Annotated in this window: 17 protein-coding genes; 5 read left to right on the top strand and 12 right to left on the bottom strand. The window is 65.0% G+C overall.

Annotated elements, in window-relative coordinates:
- Position 1 precedes the first annotated feature (1 nt).
- Positions 2-1,765 carry an arylsulfatase gene (locus GH664_RS16040; protein ID WP_153169081.1) on the bottom strand — a complete coding sequence of 588 codons (1,764 nt, stop codon included), beginning with the start codon at positions 1,763-1,765 and terminating at the stop codon, positions 2-4.
- 263 nt (positions 1,766-2,028) lie between these two features.
- Here GH664_RS16040 and GH664_RS16045 point away from each other — a divergent pair, with 263 nt between their 5' ends.
- Positions 2,029-2,490: a hypothetical protein gene (locus GH664_RS16045; protein ID WP_153169082.1), complete on the top strand. Its 462-nt coding sequence runs from the start codon at positions 2,029-2,031 to the stop codon at positions 2,488-2,490.
- Between the two features lie 100 nt (positions 2,491-2,590).
- Here GH664_RS16045 and GH664_RS16050 read toward each other — a convergent pair whose 3' ends face one another.
- The 5 genes from GH664_RS16050 to GH664_RS16070 all read right to left on the bottom strand — a co-directional run bounded on the left by GH664_RS16050 (position 2,591) and on the right by GH664_RS16070 (position 9,436).
- Positions 2,591-3,214 carry a tetratricopeptide repeat protein gene (locus tag GH664_RS16050; RefSeq protein ID WP_228111569.1) on the bottom strand — a complete coding sequence of 208 codons (624 nt, stop codon included), beginning with the start codon at positions 3,212-3,214 and terminating at the stop codon, positions 2,591-2,593.
- Positions 3,215-3,443: 229 nt separating this feature from the next.
- Positions 3,444-6,305 carry an adenosylcobalamin-dependent ribonucleoside-diphosphate reductase gene (locus tag GH664_RS16055; protein WP_153169084.1) on the bottom strand — a complete coding sequence of 954 codons (2,862 nt, stop codon included), beginning with the start codon at positions 6,303-6,305 and terminating at the stop codon, positions 3,444-3,446.
- A gap of 243 nt (positions 6,306-6,548) precedes the next feature.
- Positions 6,549-7,406, bottom strand: coding sequence for an HDOD domain-containing protein (locus tag GH664_RS16060; protein WP_153169085.1), 858 nt, complete (start codon positions 7,404-7,406; stop codon positions 6,549-6,551).
- Positions 7,407-7,435: 29 nt separating this feature from the next.
- Positions 7,436-8,461: a cation diffusion facilitator family transporter gene (locus tag GH664_RS16065; RefSeq protein ID WP_153169086.1), complete on the bottom strand. Its 1,026-nt coding sequence runs from the start codon at positions 8,459-8,461 to the stop codon at positions 7,436-7,438.
- Between the two features lie 447 nt (positions 8,462-8,908).
- Positions 8,909-9,436 (bottom strand): hypothetical protein, encoded by a 528-nt coding sequence (locus GH664_RS16070; RefSeq protein ID WP_153169087.1) that lies wholly within the window; start codon positions 9,434-9,436, stop codon positions 8,909-8,911.
- Positions 9,437-9,704: 268 nt separating this feature from the next.
- Here GH664_RS16070 and GH664_RS16075 point away from each other — a divergent pair, with 268 nt between their 5' ends.
- On the top strand, positions 9,705-10,568 hold the full coding sequence (locus GH664_RS16075; protein WP_153169088.1) for an endonuclease/exonuclease/phosphatase family protein: 864 nt from the start codon (positions 9,705-9,707) through the stop codon (positions 10,566-10,568).
- Between the two features lie 75 nt (positions 10,569-10,643).
- Here GH664_RS16075 and GH664_RS16080 read toward each other — a convergent pair whose 3' ends face one another.
- From GH664_RS16080 to GH664_RS16090, 3 genes are read right to left on the bottom strand one after another with little or no spacing between them, the layout of a single operon-like run.
- Positions 10,644-11,438 carry a DUF2189 domain-containing protein gene (locus GH664_RS16080; RefSeq protein ID WP_153169089.1) on the bottom strand — a complete coding sequence of 265 codons (795 nt, stop codon included), beginning with the start codon at positions 11,436-11,438 and terminating at the stop codon, positions 10,644-10,646.
- Positions 11,439-11,493: 55 nt separating this feature from the next.
- Entirely contained in the window at positions 11,494-12,318 is an 825-nt protein-coding gene (locus GH664_RS16085; RefSeq protein WP_153169090.1) for an alpha/beta fold hydrolase, read from the bottom strand.
- Between the two features lie 10 nt (positions 12,319-12,328).
- Entirely contained in the window at positions 12,329-12,544 is a 216-nt protein-coding gene (locus tag GH664_RS16090) for a YdcH family protein (RefSeq protein ID WP_153169091.1), read from the bottom strand.
- A gap of 177 nt (positions 12,545-12,721) precedes the next feature.
- Here GH664_RS16090 and greB point away from each other — a divergent pair, with 177 nt between their 5' ends.
- Both greB and htpG read left to right on the top strand, forming a co-directional pair.
- Entirely contained in the window at positions 12,722-13,279 is a 558-nt protein-coding gene (gene greB / locus GH664_RS16095) for a transcription elongation factor GreB (RefSeq protein WP_153169092.1), read from the top strand.
- A gap of 80 nt (positions 13,280-13,359) precedes the next feature.
- Positions 13,360-15,303 carry a molecular chaperone HtpG gene (gene htpG / locus GH664_RS16100; RefSeq protein ID WP_153169093.1) on the top strand — a complete coding sequence of 648 codons (1,944 nt, stop codon included), beginning with the start codon at positions 13,360-13,362 and terminating at the stop codon, positions 15,301-15,303.
- Positions 15,304-15,433: 130 nt separating this feature from the next.
- Here the strand turns inward: htpG and GH664_RS16105 are convergent, their stop codons facing one another.
- On the bottom strand, positions 15,434-16,009 hold the full coding sequence (locus tag GH664_RS16105; RefSeq protein ID WP_153169094.1) for a YceI family protein: 576 nt from the start codon (positions 16,007-16,009) through the stop codon (positions 15,434-15,436).
- Between the two features lie 250 nt (positions 16,010-16,259).
- On the opposite strand from GH664_RS16105, the gene GH664_RS16110 reads away from it, so the two are divergent.
- Positions 16,260-18,251 carry a sensor domain-containing diguanylate cyclase gene (locus GH664_RS16110; RefSeq protein WP_153169095.1) on the top strand — a complete coding sequence of 664 codons (1,992 nt, stop codon included), beginning with the start codon at positions 16,260-16,262 and terminating at the stop codon, positions 18,249-18,251.
- A 66-nt stretch (positions 18,252-18,317) separates the two neighbouring features.
- Here the strand turns inward: GH664_RS16110 and GH664_RS16115 are convergent, their stop codons facing one another.
- Both GH664_RS16115 and GH664_RS16120 read right to left on the bottom strand, forming a co-directional pair.
- Positions 18,318-19,532 (bottom strand): MFS transporter, encoded by a 1,215-nt coding sequence (locus GH664_RS16115; RefSeq protein WP_153169096.1) that lies wholly within the window; start codon positions 19,530-19,532, stop codon positions 18,318-18,320.
- Positions 19,533-19,599: 67 nt separating this feature from the next.
- Positions 19,600-20,040, bottom strand: a complete 441-nt coding sequence (locus GH664_RS16120) for a GatB/YqeY domain-containing protein (RefSeq protein WP_153169097.1) — start codon at positions 20,038-20,040, stop codon at positions 19,600-19,602.
- Positions 20,041-20,192 lie beyond the last annotated feature (152 nt).

The following is a 20,192-nucleotide window of genomic DNA, read 5'->3' on the forward strand; positions in this document are numbered from 1 at the left end:
CTTACTTCGCAGCGCGCGGCTTCATCGCCGCTTCGATCTTCAGATCGTCATAGTACTTGCCGGCATTGCTGTAGCCCGGACGGTAGGCGAGACCGTCGATTTCCAGCGTGCCGGTGTCGGCCACGTAGTCCTTCCACGCAACCAGCAGTTCGCCGAGCTTCTGCGGGTTCTGTGCGGCGAGGTCGCGGCTTTCCGCCCTGTCCTGGGCGAGGTTGTACAGCTCCCAGCCATCCTTGCCCCAGGGCTTGTTCGCATACACGATCTTCCAGTCGCCCTTGCGCAAGGCCTTGCGCCCGCCCAGCTCCCAGCCGACGGCATCATTCGCGCCGCGCACCTGCTGCGCCTTGCCCTGCAGGTAGGGCAGCATGGACTTGCCGCGCAGCGGCAACACTTCCTTGCCCTTGTACTCGGTGCCTGGGTGCTTCGCGCCGGCAAGTTCGTAGATGGTCGGCGCCACATCGGTGACATGGGCAAACTCGCGCTTGATGGTGCCACCCTTGATGCCCGGGCCCCAGGCGATGGCGGGCACCGAGATGCCGCCCTCGTACATGAACGACTTGTAGAGCTTGAACGGGGTCGAGCCGACCTGCGCCCAGCCCGGTCCATATTCGATGAAGGATCCTGGCTTGCCAATGTTGGCGTTGCTGTTGTCCATGTCCTTGTGGATCCACTCGCGGGTGCGGCCCACGTCATACACCGAGTTGCCGTCGGCGCCATTGTCGGACATGAAGAACACGAAGGTATTGTCGAGTTCGCCCCTTGCCTTCAGATACTCGAGCACGCGGCCGATCTGCTGGTCCATGTTGTCGACCATGGCAGCATAGACCGTCATGCGGCGGGCTTCGGATTCCTTTTCGACCTGCGACAGGCTCTCCCACTTGGGCCAGTAAGGGTGGCCTTCATACACCGGCGTGTCGGCGGGTACGATGCCCTGCTTGATCATGCGCTCCAGGCGCTCCTTGCGCAGCTTGTCGTAGCCGGCCTTGTAGTGGCCTTCGTACTTGGCGATGTCGGCGTCGGGAGCATGCAGTGGCCAGTGCGGCGCGGTGAAGGCGAGATAGCCGAAGAACGGCTTGCCCGAGGATTCGCCGCTCTTCAGGTACTCCAGGAGTTTGTCGGTGAAGGCCACGGAGGAGTAGAAGCCGTCGCGCGGAATGTCGATGGCTTTGCCGTTCTCTCGGTAGATCGCCTTCGGCGGCTTGTTCGGATCCATGGCGACGATGCCCGACTGGTCGCCGAAGTGGCTGGCACCGCCTTGAACCATTGCATACGAATGCTCGAAGCCGCGGGTCGCGGGGCTTAGCTCCTCCTTGACGCCGAGGTGCCACTTGCCCGCCATCGCGGTGCGGTAGCCCGCATCCTTGAGCACCTGGGCCATCGGCACTACGCGCTCGTTCAGGTAGCCCTCGTAGCCGGGTTTGCCCATCTGCTCTGGAAGCATCAACTCGGCCATGTCGCCGAAGCCGACGAGGTGGTTGTCGCTGCCCGACATCAGCATCGCCCGGGTCGGCGAGCAGAACGGCGAAGCGTAGAAGCTCGTCATCTTCGCGCCGGTGCTGGCCAGCTTGTCGAGGTTGGGCGTGGCGATCTCGGCGCCGTAGGCGCCGAGATCGGTATAGCCGAGGTCGTCGGCGACGATCAGCAGGATGTTGGGGCGCTTGGCCGGGGCGCTCGCGGGCGATGCGGCATGCACCGCGGGCAGGAACATTGCCGTGGCAACGGCAGGTGCGCACAGCGTCGCAAAGCGTCGGGTGATCGGTTTCATGGCTGTCTCCTCGGGATCTGCATTGTTATGCAAAACATTAATGCATGGATGGAATTTATCGATCCTCGAGATTTTCTGAAAGACATCTGACGAATTGTTCCACCAGGTGGAATTCATCGAGGCCGGTCGTCAGGAGAGGCGGCAACCGCCCATCGGAGGCCGTGGGCGAAGCGAGGTTTGTGCAATGCAAAATGGTGATATAATTCAACCATTGATGTTGCTATGCAGTATGTTTGAATTCAATCATCCTCAAGGAGCTCCTGATGGCGACCATCAGCAAACTCGTGATCTCCGCCGCGACGGCCCTTGTTGCGGCAGTGGCAGCCGCTGCGCCGGCGTTCGCCGCGTCTGATGCGGCAGCCTTCGGCCTGTCGGTGGCCACGCCGTCGGGCGTGGCCCAGCGCCTCGAATTCCGCAGTGCCGAAGGCTGGCGCGTGGTGAGCGAAGGCGGCGTCCGGACCGTCAAGCTCGACCTGTCCGACGGCGCTAACGACGCTGCGGCACAGCCGCTCGCCGTGTTCATCGACCGCCCCACGGGAAGCACCTTCGTCTACATGCCTGAGGCGGGGTGGCAATACCTTGGCCGCAGCGATTTTGGCGCGGCCGCACAAGCGGACGCAGGCGCGATGACGCTGTTCATCGATGGGCCGAGCGGTTTCGTCTATCGCTACGTGGCCGAGCAGGGCTGGAAGTTCGCCGGACGCATGGGCGAGCAGAAGCTCTGAGCCCCGAGCCGCCGGCAGGCGGCATGAAAAAAACGCTGCGTGGCATCGCCAGGCAGCGTTTTTTTCGAGCGTGCCGGGTGGAGCCTCGACAGGGCGCGAATCAGCGCTCTGCTTCGTCCGCGCCCGCCTGGGCGGCGGCACCGACTTGCGCCGTATGCGTCTGATCATGCGCCGAGCGGGCCTGTGCTTCGCGCAGTTGCTCCGGCCTGAGCTTGAGTGCAACGTTTTCGCGCTCGCTCAGGGCCTCGGTGTGGAGCGCGGCCGCAGCGCGGTTGAACCACACATAAGCTTCGACCAGGTCCTGCTTGACGCCCGTCCCGGCGCGGTACATCCGCCCCAGTTCCAGCATGCCTTCCGCATCGCCGCTTTCGGCGGCCTTGCGCAGCCAGGTGAGCGTCAGATCGAAGTTCTGCAGTACCCCCAGGCCTGTTCGATATAGCTTGCCGAGCTGCACCATGGCACCGGTATGGCCGCTTTCCGCCGCCCGCCGCAACCAGCTCACCGCCTCTGAAGCGCCCTCGCGCCCGCGGCTGGTGTCATAGAGCATCGACTTCGCGAGACGGTACTGGGCGTCGGCATCGCCTGCCTGCGCCGCCTGGCGCAGGGCGTCGGACTCGCTTGCATGAGGCGCCGGGGTCGCAGTTTGCGACGGCTGCTCTCCTGTGCGGCCGTCGAGGATGTGATTGATCCCCAGGCCGACGCCGCCCAGCACGACGACCAGCAACCCGGCCGCCAGTCCGAAAAGTCTGCCCCGCCCCGCAGCCAGCGGGCTTGCCGGGCCGATGAAGCGATAGGAACAGTCCAGGCAGCGATAGGGATGGCTGCCTGGATGTTCGGACTTCTCGCGGTGAGAGCGCCATTTGGATTCGCGGCACGCCGTGCCACCGCAATTAGGGCATTTCACTTGGACGCAGCTCTCGGACGGATTTCAATCGCCCGCTAGGGTATCACCCTCATCCGCAGGTGCCCACTGCGCCGCACGCAGTGCAGAAGTCGCAGCCGTCCTTGCGGATCACCGTGTGGTTGCCGCACTCGGTGCACAGCGCGCCTTGCATCAGCTTGGGCTCGTTGTCGTCGCGCGGCGATTCGAGGATACCCATTTCGCGTGTCGGGTAGCCCTTCTCGTCGAGCACGCCGAGCATCGCGTAGCGGTGGATGATCAGTTGCGCCAGATAGGCCACCGTGCTGGGGTAGTTCTGCTGGCGTTTCGTGCCGGGCACGAAGGCCATGAAGTCGCCCAGCGGCTCGGGATAGTCGAGCAGCTTGCGCAGCTTCATGCCGATCCATGCCGGGTCCATGACGCGCATGTCGAGCGACAGGATGCGCGTCAGGCCATCGAGCGCGCGCGGATAGTTGCCCGACAGCCACACTGAGTACGGCCGCGTGACACCGTCCGGCAGGGTGATTTCCTTCAGGCCGAGCACGAAGTCCTCGCCGGTGGCCGGGTTGTAGATGTCCACCGTCCACGACAGCGTGCCGTCGGTGCCGGTCTTGGGCTCCTCCAGGCTGAAGAGGGTGTCCAGCACCGGGTTGTGCTCGTCTTCCTTGTCGAAGGCGCCGAGCTTCTCGCAGCGGTAGCGCACCACCTGGGCGAACGCGGACACCGTGCCGGGGAAAAGCTTCTTCTCGCCATGCGGCGGGAAGGGCATCTCGAAGGACTTCTCGCCCACGGTGCGGGCCAGGGTCTCGAGCTTGAGCTTGAGCCAGCCGCGGTCGTTGGCGCGCATGTCCATCGACAGGGTCTTGGCCACCGCACCCAGGCCGCGCGGCTGGTCGGCGCCATTCACCCACACTTCGAACGGGAAGGTGCCGCCGTTGGTGCCGAACTGGCCGACGAAGAGGGCAAAGTCACCCGTCGGCGTGCCGAGCATGTAGGTCCAGGCCATGTTGCCATCGGGCATCTCGGGGCGGCCCGGCCAGCGCAGGCTGGCCAGCACCGGGGCCGGAAGGCTCTTGATCGAAAGACGCTTGTTGGCATCGGCGATCTCGACGTCGTGCGGACGTTTCTGCTCGGTGGTCGGGGTGACGGACAGCACCGAGCCGAGCACGTTGTTGGGGCGGTAGGTGGCCAGGCCCTTGAGACCGGCCTTCCATGCGGTGAGGTAGAGGTCCTCGAATTCGGCGTACGGGTAGTCCTCCGGCACGTTCACCGTCTTGGAGATCGACGTGTCGACATAGGGCGCGACTGCGGCCACCATGTCCTTGTGCGCCTGCGCGGAGATCTCCAGCGCGGTGACGAAGGATTCAGGCAGGTTGTCGATATTGCCGCCAAGGTGCTTGTACAGGCGCCAGGCGTAGTCCTCCACCGCGTACTCCTTGAACGTACCGTCGGCCATGCGCTTGCGGCGGGTGTACGTGTAGGAGAACGGCGGCTCGATGCCGTTGGAGGCGTTGTCGGCGAAGGCGAGCGAAATGGTGCCGGTAGGCGCGATCGACAGCAGGTGCGAGTTGCGGATGCCGTGCTTGCGGATCTTGTCCTTCACCTCGGTCGGCAGGCGCGACGCGAAGTTGCCGCCAGACAGGTACAGGTCGGCATTGAACAGCGGGAAGGCTCCACGCTCCTTGGCCAAGTCGGACGAAGCCAGGTAGGAGCGGTTGCGCATGTACTCGGAGATCTTGCGTGCTTCCTCGCGCGCTTCGGGCGTGTCGTAGCGCTTGCCGAGCATGATCAGCGCGTCGCCCAGGCCGGTGAAGCCCAGGCCCACGCGGCGCTTGGACTGCGCTTCGGCGTGCTGCTGCTCGAGCGGCCAGTGGGTGGCCTCGAGGACGTTGTCGAGCATGCGGATGGAGACGTCCACGATCTTGCCGAAACCGGCGTAATCGAATTCGGCCTTGTCGCTGAACGGGTTCTTCACGAACAAGGTGAGGTTGATCGAGCCCAGGCAGCAGCAGCCGTAGGGCGGCAGCGGCTGTTCGGCGCAGGGGTTGGTGGCTTCGATCGTCTCGCAGTAATAGAGGTTGTTGTCCTGGTTCATGCGATCCAGGAACAGGATGCCCGGCTCGGCGTGGTCATAGGTGGAGCGCATGATCTGGTCCCACAGATCGCGCGCGCGCACCTTGCGATACACCCACATGCCGTCGTCGCGCTGATAGGCGCCGCCCTGCTTGAACTCTTCGGCGGGCTCGGCCTTGTGCACCAGTTCGACGTCGCCGTCGGCTTCGACGGCATGCATGAAGGGGTCGGTGACGCCGACCGAGATGTTGAAGTTGGTGAGGTCGCCTTCATCCTTGGCGTGGATGAATTCCTCGATGTCGGGATGGTCGCAGCGCAGCACGCCCATCTGCGCGCCACGGCGGGCACCGGCCGATTCCACCGTCTCGCACGAGCGGTCGAACACGCGCATGTAGGACACCGGGCCGGAGGCGTTGGAGGCCGTGCCCTTGACCAGCGCGCCCTTCGGTCGGATCGACGAGAAGTCGTAGCCGACGCCGCCGCCGCGGCGCATGGTTTCCGCGGCCTGGGCCAGCGCGGTGTAGATGCCGGGGCGGCCATCGACCGCCTCGGTGACCGAGTCACCCACCGGTTGCACGAAGCAGTTGATCAGCGTGGCGGCCAGCGTGGTGCCGGCGGCGCTGTTGATGCGGCCGGCCGGAACGAACCCTTTTTCCTGCGCCTCGAGGAACTTCGCTTCCCAGTGGGCACGCTTGTCTTCGGCCTCGACGGCGGCGAGTGCGCGCGCGACGCGCTGACGCACCTCGGCAACGGACCGTTCGTTGCCTTTGGCGTATTTTTCGACGAGGACTTCGCCGGAGATTTCCTGGGCGGCCAGCGTGCTGGCGTCGAGCTTGTCGGTGTGCTGGATCGTGGCGTTCATGGTGCTTTTCTTCACCCCTCGTTATTGTTTCGAACGGGCTGAAGAATAGCGCGGAAAGACCGATTTCGCAAAAAAATAAAAACGTTTAAAAACAGATAGTTGAAAAAAATTGTTGTGTAATCATTGGTTTCGATGCACTAGATCTAGTAGCACGAAACTGGCGGCCGGGCGCAGAAAATCCTTTGTTTTCGCGGGGTTCCGTCCACTTCCGCAGGTCGCGTCGCAGGCTGGGCGCCGACCGTCTTACAGGCTGCGTCCGCCGGGAAAAAATAGCGACATGTAGGCGGCGAGATGCAGTTCGGCCTCTTCCCGGATGCCGCTGATCATGTCGGGCTGAAGCCCCAGCGTGGCCCACACCAGCGCATCGACCTCGGCCGATGCCTCGTTGCTCGACAGGCCGAGCTCGTCGGCGCGGACGATGTGATTGGCCAGGTGCACCACGCATGCATCCGACGCATACTCGCCGCCGAGCCGCGGCACCGTCTGGGCGCCGATCACGCCGGCAAAGCAGGCAGGAAGTTTCCAGTGGTCCATCAGCGTGGCGCCCACTTCGCCGAAATCGCAGCCGATGACGCGTCGTTCGACCTGATGCAAGGCTTCACCCGATACCCTCGCCTGAGAGGCCGCCTCTGCCGCGAGCGTGGGCAGTTCGTGATACATCACGAGATGGCCGATGTCGGCCAGCAAGCCGATGACGAAGATCCGCTCCGGTGCCGACTGCCGGCATGAAAGCGCGATGGCGCGCGCGGTGAGGCCGCGCAGTACGCTGGCGCGCCAGAAACGGTTCATGTCCATGAATTCGGGACGAACGCCGCGGAAGACCGACTCCAGCGACATTGCCAGCACGAGATCGTGCACCTGTTGCAGTCCGAGGATGGTCACCGCACGGCTGACGTTGTCGATCGTGCCGTCAAAGCCATACATCGCGCTGTTGACCACCCGCAGCAGGCGGGTCGTCAGCGCCGGGTCCGCCGCGATCAGCCGCGACACCTCGTGGATTCCGCCGTCGGGGGCGTCCAACTGCTCGCGGATGCGCAGATAGACGGTGGGTAGCGAGGTCAGGGCGTCGATCTGGCTGACCAGTTCCTGTGCGGAATACATGTGTGCTTGTCCGGAAGAGGAGGCTTGGATTATCGGTGATCGTGGTCGTGTCTTGAACCGCCGGGCATGAAGACCAGCGGTGCGGCGGCCGGAAGCTCCGGCTGCAGGGTGACATGCTCGATGCCGAAGCGTTCAGCGAGCAAGGCACGTTGCGCCGCGAGGATGGCCGGCCAGCGCCGGGCATCGGTCAGCACGAGGTGCGCCGACAGCGCGGGGCGCCGTGAATCCAGGCTCCAGATGTGGAGGTCGTGCACCGAACGCACACCCTCCACCGCTGCCATCGCGCGTCCGACGTCGGGCAGGGAAATGCCGTCGGGCACGCCTTCGAGCAGGGTGTGCACCACGCTTCTGAGCAGACTCAACGTGGAGGCCAGGATGAGGCCGCAGATCAGCATCGTCAGCAGCGGATCGATCGGCGTCCAGCCAGTGAATTGGATCACCAGGCCGGCGGCGAGTGCCGCGACCGAGCCGAGCAGGTCGCCCATCACGTGCAGCAGTGCGCCACGGGTGTTGAGGTCGCCTTCGCCGCGCGTCAGCAGCCACGCGACGGCCAGATTGAGCACGAGTCCGCCCAGCGCCACCAGGGTGACCGCCTCGCCGGCGATTTCCCGCGGCGCCATCAGGCGCAGCACCGCCTGCCACGACAGCAGCGCCACCACCACGAGCATGAAGAGGCTGTTCGCCAGCGCCGCGAGCGCCTCCACCCGGCGCAGGCCGTAGGAGTGGCGCGGGCTGGTGGGGCGCTGGGCAATGCGTGTCGCCAGTGCCGCGAGCCCCAGTGACAGCGCGTCGGTGACCATGTGGCCGGCGTCGCCGAGCAACGCCAGCGATCCGGACCACCAGCCGGCCAGCGCCTCGATGACGGCAAAACCGAGCGTCAGCACGAGTGCCAGCGGCAGATGCCGACTGGCGGCGTGATCGTGATGGTGATGGCCGTGCGCGGAATGATGGGTGTGCTCGTGCCCATGCTCGTGCGGCGGCACGCCCTGCTCGTGCGTGCCGTGACCATGCAGATGGTGATGGTGATTGTGGTGGGATTGATGGGCGTCCGTCATGCCGATCGATGGTCGTGGTCGATGGCAGGATTATGCGGCCTCGCGCCAGCCCGATGGGCAGCTAGACCGTGCGACCTGCGATGAGGCAATAGGGGAAAGCGTCTAGCGCGCTGACTCATTCACCCAACTGCAGCGCTCGAATATGATCGATGTCATAGCTTGGGGTGGGGGTGATGCGGAGCGTGCACGTTGCGAGTGCTGAGCGAAGCGCGTTTGCACGCGAATGCAAGCGCTCTGAGCGGCGATCACACGCAGCGACACGTCTGAGTGACCCCCCAAAAGCGACGAGCGTCAAAACACGCAGAATGCGCACAGCGTCAAACATGCAAACAGCATAGATCGTGCCCCGTCGCTCTCGCGCGTCGCTCGCGTGCGCTACCCACACAGCAACCGTGACCCCCGCTCTGTCACCGACCCCGCCGAAACTGTCCGCGCTCTCGTCGTCGCTCAAGTCTCAGCGTCAGTAGTCGCGCGCTCGCCCGTCCTCTGCACCGCTCTTGCTTGAACTTCATCCAGCGGGCGCTGAACGCGGACGTACCAAAACCAGAACCCTGCCGTACAGACGAGCAGACCTAGCAACCCGGTCACGATGCTGATGGTTCGATACGTCTCGAACTGACGTTGCAGATGTGACAGCATGTGCTTGCCGCTCTGTAACTCAGTCATGGCGATTTGAAGGTCTCTTGATGCGTTGGCACGCTGGACGCGAGTTGCTGCCACGCCCTTGCATTCCTGACTGTTGATCTGCGGGCGAACCTTCTCGGCTTCAGCTATCGCACACACGAGATCCGTTCGCGAGTCGTCATCAGCCTGGACGGCTCTCTCCAGCATCGGCCCCCAAGCTGCATTCCACTTTGCGAGTTCTCGGCTGTGTTCCTCTAGTCGTTGCAGCGGAAGGTAAAAGCTGAACCCAAAGACGATCAAGCCAAATATCGCTAGAAACTTATACAGGTTGTCGGTGGGTGGCTGCATCATGAGGGTGTGTCCGCTTGGCGCTTGCGCTGCATGGTTCGCGACGCTTCAGAATCTACCATGCGTCCTGTTGCCCGTAGCCTTCCCCTTCGCTCGCCCTTCGTCCCTGTGGGCAGCGCCCGCCCACGTCAGCACACCCCGCGCAACATCGTCTATCCTCAGAACCGAAGCCGCCTGCTCTGTGCACCGCCTTGTGCGTGTGTATTCAAGCGTGTATGCAACGAACAAGTGAAAAATAATAAGTTATAAAGATCAACAAGATAGGTGTAACGTGCGCATCTTGAGCTGGAACATTCAGTGGGGGCGCGGGGCCGATGGCCGCGTCGAACTGGCGCGCACCGTTGCTGCGATCAGGGCTGCTGGCGAATTCGACGTGATCTGTCTGCAGGAGGTCGCGTGCAACTTCGAGGGTTTGCCGGGGGGTTCGGGCGGCGACGAGGTGGCGTTGCTTGCTGCGGCGTTTCCCGGGCACACGCCGGTGTTCGGCGCCGGGCTGGACATTGCGGATGGGCGCGGCGGGCGCGCGCTGTTCGGCAACCTGCTGCTGTCGCGCCTGCCGGTGGGACAGGTGTTCCGCCACATGCTGCCGGCGCCTGCCGATCCGGCCTGGCCTTCGATGCAGCGCGTGTGCGTGGAGGCGGTGGTCAGCGGTGCGAGCGGTCCGCTGCGTGTCCTGACGACGCACCTCGAGTACTACTCGGCCCGCCAGCGTGGTGCGCAGGTGCAAGCCCTGCGTGCGCTGCAGGTCGAGGCGGCGGGGCAGGCCGCCGCGCCGTCGGCGGCGAAGGAGTCCAACCCCGCCTTCACCCTGCCGGCGCGGCCGGCCGCGGCGGTGGTATGCGGTGACTTCAACTGCGAACCGGGCTCGCCCGAATACCAGCAGATGTTGCGGCCACTGGCGGACGGGGTACCGCCGTGGCGCGACGCGTGGACGGTGGTGCATCCGGGCGCGGCGCATGCGCCGACCGTAGGCCTGCACGGTGCAGAGTGGCCCGACCGGGCGTATTGCTGCGACTTCGCCTTCGTCACCGGGGACCTCGTCGGCCGCGTGCGCTCGCTGCAGGTGCTGGCCGACACGCCGGCCTCCGATCACCAGCCCATCGTGCTCGAGCTCGACGACGCGCCGGCTGGCTGACGCTCGCGCGGCGCGACGCTCGTACGCACGCAGGCCGGGCCGATTCAGAGACGGCGGCACCGCCAAGGGCGGTGGTCAGCGTCCGGGCAGCGGCTCGACCAGGTCGCGGTAGGCATGCCAGGTCGCATGGCCGACGATGGGCATGGTCACGACCAGGCCGAGGTGGAAGCTGAGGAAGCCGAGGAGGGTCAGGCCGGCGATGAGCAAGGCCCACACGATCATCGCGGCCGGATTGCGCGTCAGCGCGCCGACGCTCGCCAGCATGGAGCTGATCGCATCCTGGTTGCGGTCGAGCATCAGCGGGATGGACACCACGCTGGCGGCGAAGACGATGGTCGCGAAGATCAGGCCGATGCCGAAATACACGCCGAGGAACTCGGCGTTCTGCAAGCTCAGTACCTGTTCGAGGAAGCCGGACAGGTTGGGCATCTCGTTGGTATAGAACAGCGCGAAGATCACCAGCGAGGCGCGCGCCCAGACGAGGAACACGATGCCCAGCACCACCGCGAAGATGCCGATGTTGCCCGCGTTGCGCCGCCACACGGTGAGCGTCGGTGCCAGCGAGCAGCCCTCGCCGAGCTCGCGCCGGCGGCTGATCTCGTACAGACCCATCGCGAGGAAGGGGCCCAGCAGCAGGAAGCCGGATGTCAGGGCCGAGGTGTATTCGTAGGCGTGCTCGAATACGAAGGTGATCAGCAGGCCCATGCCGGTGAAGCAGAAGCCGTAGAACAGGCTGGGAATGGGGCAGGACTTGAAATCCGCGAGGCCGCGCGCCACCCAGCGCAGGGGCGCGCTTGCGGGAACGTCTCGCACGGTGGGAAAGGGTGGCTGCTGGTTGTCTTCCAGCGGGGCATCGTTCTGCTGCGACATTGTCTTCTCCTGGTTGGGGCCTTGCTTGCAGCGGAGCGGCGTGTCGCGGTTCTTGTCAGGGTGCCGCTGCGACGAACGCCCGGATCGCATCACTCAGGATCACCGGCGCTTCGTCCATCATCAAATGGCCAGCACCGGGGATCTGGATCATGCTCGCGCCGCCCGTCGTGGCGTGCAGCGCGTTGAAAAGAGCTTGTGCCGCTTCGGGCGGCGTCATGCGGTCGCGTTCGCCGCAGACCAGCAGCGCGGGACAACGCACCTGCGATGCGGCCATCAGTCCGTCCTGCCATGCGTTGCACGCGCCAAGATCGATCGCCAGCGATGCGGCAGGTTGCCGCTGCATGCGATGCAGGTTGAGCGCCTGCAGGGCGGCGAGTCGGGCTTCGCCGAGTTCTTCGAGCGGGCCGAACGACCACTTGTTCACCATCGCCCACGCCGCAGGCAGGTCTTCGCGTGCCGCGTCCACCAGGAAGGGGGCCACCGGCATCGGCGCGACGCTGCCGACGAGTACCAGCTTCACACAGCGGTCGGCCACGCGTGCCGCCGCGGCAAGGGCGGTCAGCGAGCCCATGCTGTGGCCGACGAGACTCAGGCGCGCACATTCCAGCCTGTCGAGCAGGCGCACGAGCCACGCAGCCTGGGTGTCGACGTCCGCAAGGGCTGCGCCGCCGGACTCGCCGTGACCGGGGAGATCGGGGGCAAGCGTCCGCAGGCCAGCCGTGACCAGCGCGGCTGCCACGTCGTTCCACACCGTGTGATCGTGGCCGGCGCCGTGGATCAGGACGATGGCAGGCGCCCCTGAGGTGGAGGCGTCGCCATGCGGGCCATGAGCGGCAACGCAGACGCGATAGCCGTCGAGTTCCAGATGGACGAGGGGCATGCGCGTCTGCTCAGGCGAATTCGTCGGGATCGACAATGCGTTCGATGGCGGCGATTCGGTCCTTCAGTGCGAGCTTGCGCTTCTTCAGGCGGCGCAGCATCAGTTCGTCATCGACCGGAGTGGCGTTGAGGCGTGCGATGGCTTCGTCGAGGTCGCGGTGTTCCAACCGCAAATCTTCCAGACGGGCTCGCAGGCTGGTCACGTCATCGAAGGACGCATCGTTCATCGAGTCACCTGCATGAGGCGAGGGGCGCTTGTGCGCCGAGGCTGGGGTTCGGGTGGATGGTATGCGGGCGCCTTGAGAATGACAACCACAGCGCACTGCGCACCCGTGCCGGGATGGCAGCGGCGGAGGGCATGGCTTAACATGCGGCGCTCCATGACAGAGGCGACGGTCCGTACTGTGAGCAAGGCATTCACCCGCGAAGGCGACGGCCAGGACGACGAGGAGGAAGAGCTCTCGCCGTCGCTGCGGCTCCCCGCCGGCAGCAAGAACTACATGACCCGCCGCGGCTACGACGCGCTGCGCGCCGAGCTCGAGCAACTGGTGCGCACCGAGCGACCGCGGCTGGTCGAGACGGTGGCGTGGGCGGCCGGCAACGGTGACCGTTCCGAGAATGGCGACTACATCTACGGCAAGAAGCGCCTGCGCGAGATCGACCGCCGCATCCGCTTCCTGATCAAGCGCATCGAGAGCGCCGACGTGGTCGACCCCGAGCGCCAGCAGGAGCTGGACCAGGTCTTCTTTGGCGCCACCGTCACCATCGAGGATGTCGAGACTGCGGAGCAGCAGACCTGGCAGATCGTCGGTGTGGACGAGGCCGATGCCTCCGACGGCCGCATAAGCTGGATTTCACCGCTGGCGCGTGCGCTGCTGAAGGCGAAGGAGGGCGACGCGGTGCGCTTCCAGAGCCCGGCCGGCATGCGCGAGGTGGAGATCGTCGCGATCCGCTACGTGTGACCGCGTACCGGGTCTTGAAACCGGCGCTGCCATCCCCAGATACGCTCGCACTGATCCGTAACCGAGCTGGAGCCGTACTCATGTCCGAAACCGCCGCCCCGACCGACAAGAACTCGCAGACGCTGGCCTTCCAGGCCGAGGTGAAGCAACTCCTTCACCTGATGATCCATTCGCTGTATTCCAACCGCGAGATCTTCCTGCGCGAGCTCGTCTCCAACGCCTCCGACGCCTGCGACAAGCTGCGCTTCGAGGCGCTCGACAACGGCGCGCTGTACGAGAACGACAGCGAGCTGAAGATCCGCATCGGCTTCGATGCGGAGGCCAAGACCGTCACCATCGCCGACAACGGCATCGGCATGAGCCGCGACGAGGCCATCGCCCACCTCGGCACCATCGCCAAGTCGGGTACCAAGGAGTTCTTCGGCAAGCTCACCGGCGACCAGAAGAAGGACGCCCACCTGATCGGCCAGTTCGGCGTCGGCTTCTACTCCGCCTTCATCGTCGCCGACAAGGTCACCGTGGCGTCGCGCCGCGCCGGCCTCCCCGCCGAGCAGGGCGTGAGGTGGGAATGCTCGATGACCGGCGACGAGGCCGGCGCTTACACCGTGGAGCAGGTGGAGAAGGCTGGTCGCGGCACCGAGATCACGCTGCACCTGCGCGAAGGCCAGGAAGACCTGCTGTCGTCGTGGAAGCTCAAGAGCCTGATCCGCAAGTACTCCGATCACATCGTGCAGCCGATCGTGATGAAGAAGGAGGAGTGGAACGAAGAGCAGAAGAAGCAGGTATTGAGCGACGAGGACGAGACGGTCAACCAGGCCAACGCGCTGTGGACCCGGTCGAAGAACGACATTTCTGAGGACGAGTACACCGCCTTCTACAAGCACGTCGCCCACGACTTCGAGGACCCGCTGGCGTGGACGCACTCGCGCGTCGAGGGCCGCCACGAATACACCAACCTGCTGTACATCCCGAAGAACGCGCCCTTCGACCTGTGGGACCGCAACGCCAAGCACGGCATCAAGCTGTACGTGAAGCGCGTGTTCATCATGGACGACGCCGAGAAGCTGATGCCGACCTACCTGCGCTTCGTGCGCGGCGTGGTCGATTCGGCCGATCTGCCGCTCAACGTGTCGCGCGAGATCCTGCAGGAATCGAAGGACATCGACACCATCCGCGCCGGGTGCACGAAGAAGGTGCTGACCCTGCTCGAGAGCCTGGCCAACAGCGACGAGGCCGCCGACAAGGAGAAGTACGCCGAGTTCTGGAAGGCGTTCGGCAAGGTGCTGAAGGAAGGCGTGGGTGAGGATTTCGCCAACAAAGACAAGATCGCCGGCCTGCTGCGCTTCGCCTCGACCAAGCTGGACACCCAGGAAGAGGTGGTGTCGCTCGCCGACTACATCGGCCGCATGAAGGAAGGCCAGGACAAGATCTACTTCGTCACCGCCGAGACCTTCAACGCCGCGAAGAACAGCCCGCATCTCGAGGTCTTCCGCAAGAAGGGCATCGAGGTGCTGCTGCTCACCGACCGCGTCGACGAGTGGGTGGTGGGCAACCTCACCGAGTTCGACGGCAAGCCGCTGGTGTCGGTTGCCAAGGGCGGCCTGGACCTGGGCGCGCTGGAAGACGAGGCAGAGAAGAAGGAAGCCGAGAAGGCCGCCGACGAGTACAAGGAACTGCTCGACAAGATGAAGGCGAGCCTGGGCGAGCGCGTCAAGGACGTGAAGGTGACGCTGCGCCTGACCGACTCGCCCGCCTGCCTGGTGGCCGACGAGCACGACCTGGGCATGAACCTGGCGCGCATCCTCAAGGCCGCGGGGCAGAGCGCGCCGGTGTCGAAGCCCATCCTAGAGATCAACCCCAGCCATCCGGCGGTGTTGCGCCTGAAGTACGAGGAGAAGCACTTCGACGACTGGGCGGCAGTGCTGTTCGACCAGGCCCTGCTGGCCGAAGGCGGCACGCTCGACGATCCGGCCACGTTCGTGAAACGCATCAACCAGTTGATGATGGCGATGAGCGGCAACTGAGCTTCATTGCCGCGGCGCCCGAGTTTGCGGGCGGCGGCGCGAGGCGATGCCACAATGAAACGGGCGAGCGGCCCATAGCCGCTCGCCCGTTTCATTGTGCCGCCGTCGTCAGATCGGCGACCGTCAAGGTTCAGCCCTTGATCGCTTCGAGCGAGATCGTGATCGTCACGTCGTCGCCGACGTTGGGTGCGTATTTGCCGGCGTTGAACTCGGTGCGCTTGATCACGACGGTGGCGTCGGCACCGATCGCGTCCTTCTTCAGCATCGGGTGGGGCATGTTGAGGAAGTTGGTGACCTTCAGCGTCACCGGTTTGGTGACACCCTTGATCGTCAGGTTGCCGTCGATGCTCACCGGCTTTTCGCCGTCGAAAGTCACCTTGGTCGACTTGAAGGTGGCGGTCGGGTACCTGGCGGTGTCGAGGAAGTCCTCGCCCTGGATGTGCTCGTTGAATGTCGTGTAGCCGGTGTTGACCGACTTCATGTCGATGACGACGTCCACCGCGCCGGTCTTCGCCGCCTTGTCCAGCACCACGGTGCCGGTGGTCTTGTCGAAGCGGCTCAACTGCGTCGACATGCCGAAGTGGCTGTACGAAAAGCGCGGGAAGGTGTGGGTGCTATCGACGACGTAGGTCTCCGGAGCGGCCATTGCGGTTGCGGCGGCTGCGGACAGGGCGAGGGCGGCGGAAAGTCTGACGATGGCCTGCATGTGTTGCTCCTTGATGGAAACGAATTGGCAAGTCAGTCGGGCTGGCTCGCTCGCAGTTTGGGGGCGGACGGTTGATGGAATGGGCCAGGTGCGGCTTGCTTGGCGCCGGTGGCGATGGCTTGGCGGACAACAGGTTTCATGGTTGTCGCTCCAGGGCGGCGATTCGTGATGGACGAACTCTACCCGGCTGGCTCGAGGTGAAATAGTCGCCAGTCTGCAACTCATCGTTGCTGAATCGGCAACGACGACCGTGCTGGACGCCCATTTCTGGCAAGCCGTCCTAGGCTTCGCATGCCGCTGTGGGACGGCTGTGAGAAAATGGTGCATGGCATATTCCCCGCTTGGCGCGAACCCGGTGACCGACAGTCGCGAATCGCTGTCGCGGCTTCAGCGCCGCATAAGGCTGTTCGAATTCATCGGCATCGTCCTGACGGCAGTGCTGGTGGGGCTTGCCACCCTGATTCCGATGCATGGCCAACTGCGGCGCAACGTGGACCTGACAGTGGGCTATCAGGTGCAGATGCAGGCCCAGGCGGCAGGTCAATTGCTTGCGAGCTGGTCCAGCATCGCGGCGCAGCTCACCAGCCGGTCACAGATTCGTGATGCCCTTCACCTTTACAACGAGGGGCGCATTTCGCGCAGCGAGCTGGAGGCATTCAGCATTCCTCGTCTGCAGGATGCCCTCGAGCAGTCGCCGCAGGTGATCGCCCTGCTGCGGCTTGACCACGAGGGGCTCCCGGCGGTTGCCATCGGCAAGACCATTCCGGAAGAGTTCTGGCGCATCCCGCCCACCGGGGTGCGCCCGCAGGAAGTGCATGGTCCGTTCCGCCTGCTGGGGCAGGACGTCATGATCGTGTCCACCGCCATCGTGACCCGCGATGGGGTGCGCACCGGCACCGATGTCGTGGCCTTCGATCTGTCGAAATTGCGCGACGTTCTTGCGGCATGGAGCGCAATGCCCTTTGCGTACGGCGCGCATGTCTACCTGTTTCATTCTGCTGAGCAGCGGCTCGTGCAACTCGCGACCAACGGTGCCGGATTCGTCGTCGTGGGCGAGGACGATCCCGTGCGCGGCGCATTGCACGGAATCCGCGCCCAGCCTCAGGATATTGCGCCCATCCCCGCAGGCGAAGATCGACTGATGTTCGCCGCGGCGATGGCCGACGCGGCCGAATGGCAGTTCGCGGCGACGATGGAGCGCAGGGTGCTGTATGCAACGGCCAGTCGCGAGCTCTACTGGCCGATCGCTGCAATTCTCCTGCTGATGGTGGCCAGCGGTGCATTGATGCTTGCAGCGGTGCGGCCACTGTCCCACCGCATCGCCGCGCAGTCGCAGCGCCTGGCGCTGGCAGCGAGCGTTTTCAGCACGAGCGGCGAGGGCATCCTGCTCCTTGACGCCGATCGTCGGGTCATCGAGCTCAACCCGGCAGGTTGTCGCATGCTCGGGCTTTCTGCCCGCGAGGTACGGGGCAGCCGCTTCTGCGGCCTTGTCATCGGCGAGCCTGCCGATCCGGAGTGCAGGGAGGTCTGGCGCCAGGCGGACGACGGCGGACAATGGCAGGGCGAACTGCGCCTCAGGCGCAGCGATGGCACTGCGTTCGACGCCTGGGTGTCACTGGCGCGAGTGCGTGACGAAGGCGATCGGGTGACCAACTACAGCGGCCTCTTCGTCGACATCTCTGCGCGCAAGGAAGCCGAGAGCGAGATCCGCACCCTTGCCTATAACGACGAACTGACCGGGCTGCCTAACCGCATCCTGATGCAGGACCGCCTCGGCCACGCCCTGCGTCAGGCCCGCCGCACGCGCAATCGCATTGCGCTGCTGTTTCTCGATCTGGACAAGTTCAAACCGGTCAACGACAGCTTTGGCCATGCAGTCGGCGACCGGCTGCTGCAGGCGGTCGCCGACCGGCTCAAGCTCACGGTGCGGGAGGGCGACACGGTGGCACGGGTGCATGGCGACGAGTTCGTGGTGATCCTCGAGGGAATCGACACGCCCGAGCCGGCTGCCCGCGTCGCGGTCAAGATCGTAGCGGCGCTGGGCAGCCCGTTCATTATCGACGAACGCGAGATCCGCATCGGCACCAGTGTCGGCATCGCCATCTTCCCCGATCATGCGACCGACCCTGAAACCCTGCTGCGCTGCGCCGACATCGCGATGTACGACGCCAAGCAGGGCGGCCGCAATGGCTATCGTTTCTTTACCGAAGATGCGCGGGCCGCGGGGCTCCTGCCAGGCTGAGCACTCCGCAGGCGCGGTGCTGCGGGCGCGATCGCTCCGCTATTGAATGCGATGAGCCTCATCTGCTCATCGGGCAGGTTGGTTCGCGCCGCGCTGCGCCATGCTCCGTTCGTCGATCGGCAGGTGGGCGAGGGCGGCGACGAGGCCCAGGGCGATGACGATGCCCCACACCAGATCGTAGGAGCCGGTGGCGTCGAACAATTTGCCGCCCAGCCACACGCCGAGGAAACTGCCCACCTGGTGACTGAAGAAGACGAAGCCGGACAGCATGCCGAAGTAGCGCATGCCGAAGATATGGCCGACGATCGCATTGGTGAGCGGCACGGTGGACAGCCACAAGAGGCCGATGAAGGCGGCAAACAGATAGACCGTCAGCGGTGTGAGGGGCGCCAGCAGGAAAGCCGCAACGCCAACACTGCGCAGGAGGTAGATCGACGCCAGCAGCGTGCGCTTTGGAAAGCGGTTGCCGAGGTGACCGTAACCGTAAGTGCCGACGATGTTGAACAGGCCGATCAGCGCCAGCGCAGTCATGCCGACGTTGGCCGACAGGCCCCTGTCCAGCAGGTAGGCGGGCAGATGCACGCCGATGAACACGACCTGGAAACCGCATACAAAGAAGCCGAGCGCGAGCAACTGGAACGACCGATCGCCGCTCGCCTCGCGCAATGCGGCCTTTGCCGACTGCCCTGCATGGGCGGCGGCGGGCGTGAGGCCGCGGGTGAGCGAGGCGCCCAGCGGCACCATCAGCAGGGCCGCCAGTGCGAACACCACCAGTGTGCCGAACCAGCCCATTCCTTCGATCAGGCCCGCGGCAACCGGCACCATCAGGAACTGGCCGAAGGAACCCGCCGCGCCGACCAGCCCCATTGCCCAGCTCAGCCGCACCGGCGGCACGATGCGCCCCATCGCGGCGAACACCACGCTATAGGTGGTGCCGCTCTGTGCCATGCCGATCAGCAGGCCGGCCGTCGCGGAAAGCCCGGTCCCGGTCGCCGACCACGCCATGCCCGCCAGCCCCAGGGCATACAGCGCCGCACCGGCCCAGAGCACGCGGCGCGCGCCGAAACGGTCGGCCAGCAAGCCGGCGAAGGGTTGGCAGGCGCCCCAGGCGAGGTTCTGCACCGCGATCGCGAGCGAGAAGATCTCGCGGCTCCACTGGTGCTCCTGCGTCATCGGCGCAAGAAAGAGCCCCATCGTGTGCCGGATGCCCATCGAGATGCAGACAATCAGCGAGGCAAAAACAAGGACGGTGGCAAGAGGGCGGGCGGATTCGTTGTGCATTGAGGTGGTACCGGTCGGCGCTCATCCGGGAGCACGCAGCAGGCCTGCGCGGGCCGATCAGGAGCCTTCAGCCGTTGAGTGCCTCGCGCACCCAGGCATTGGCCTGTCGAGCATCGAAGCCGCTGCCGAACTTCGCCTTCAGCGCAGCCATCACCACCCCCATCGACTTCGGGCTGCGGTCGGCGAGGCTGGCCACGGTCTCGGCGATGAGCGCCCTGACGTCGGCCTCTGTCGCCATCGGCGGCAGGTACCCGGTGAGGATGAAGGATTCTTCCTGCAGCACGGTGCGGCGCTCTGCGTCCTTGATCACCGCCAGCGCTTCCTGGTTGTTCTTCAGGAACTTGCGGATCGTGCCCTGTACTTCCTCGTCGCTGCTCTCGCGGTTGCCGGCGTTCTTGCCGACCATCTCGGCTTCGGCGATCAGCGTGGTGAGCAGCGTGGCGCGCACGGCGGAGGCCGATTTGCGCGCGAGCAGGGCGTCTTTTTTCAATTGGGACAGCAGGCTCATGGCGGAACTCCAGGTGAGGCGTGACCGATGTGCGCCGCTGATTTGGCGGGAACGGGTCCGCAATGTTCGAGGGCAGGCCTTCGGGGCGGCAAGACGCAGCAGTTTACCGTGCCGCTCTGCGCCTCGGGTGCGCGCGTGCTGCAATGCGGCTC

It is taken from the genome of Thauera sp. 2A1 (assembly GCF_009469595.2).
Classification (GTDB): Bacteria; Pseudomonadota; Gammaproteobacteria; order Burkholderiales; family Rhodocyclaceae; genus Thauera.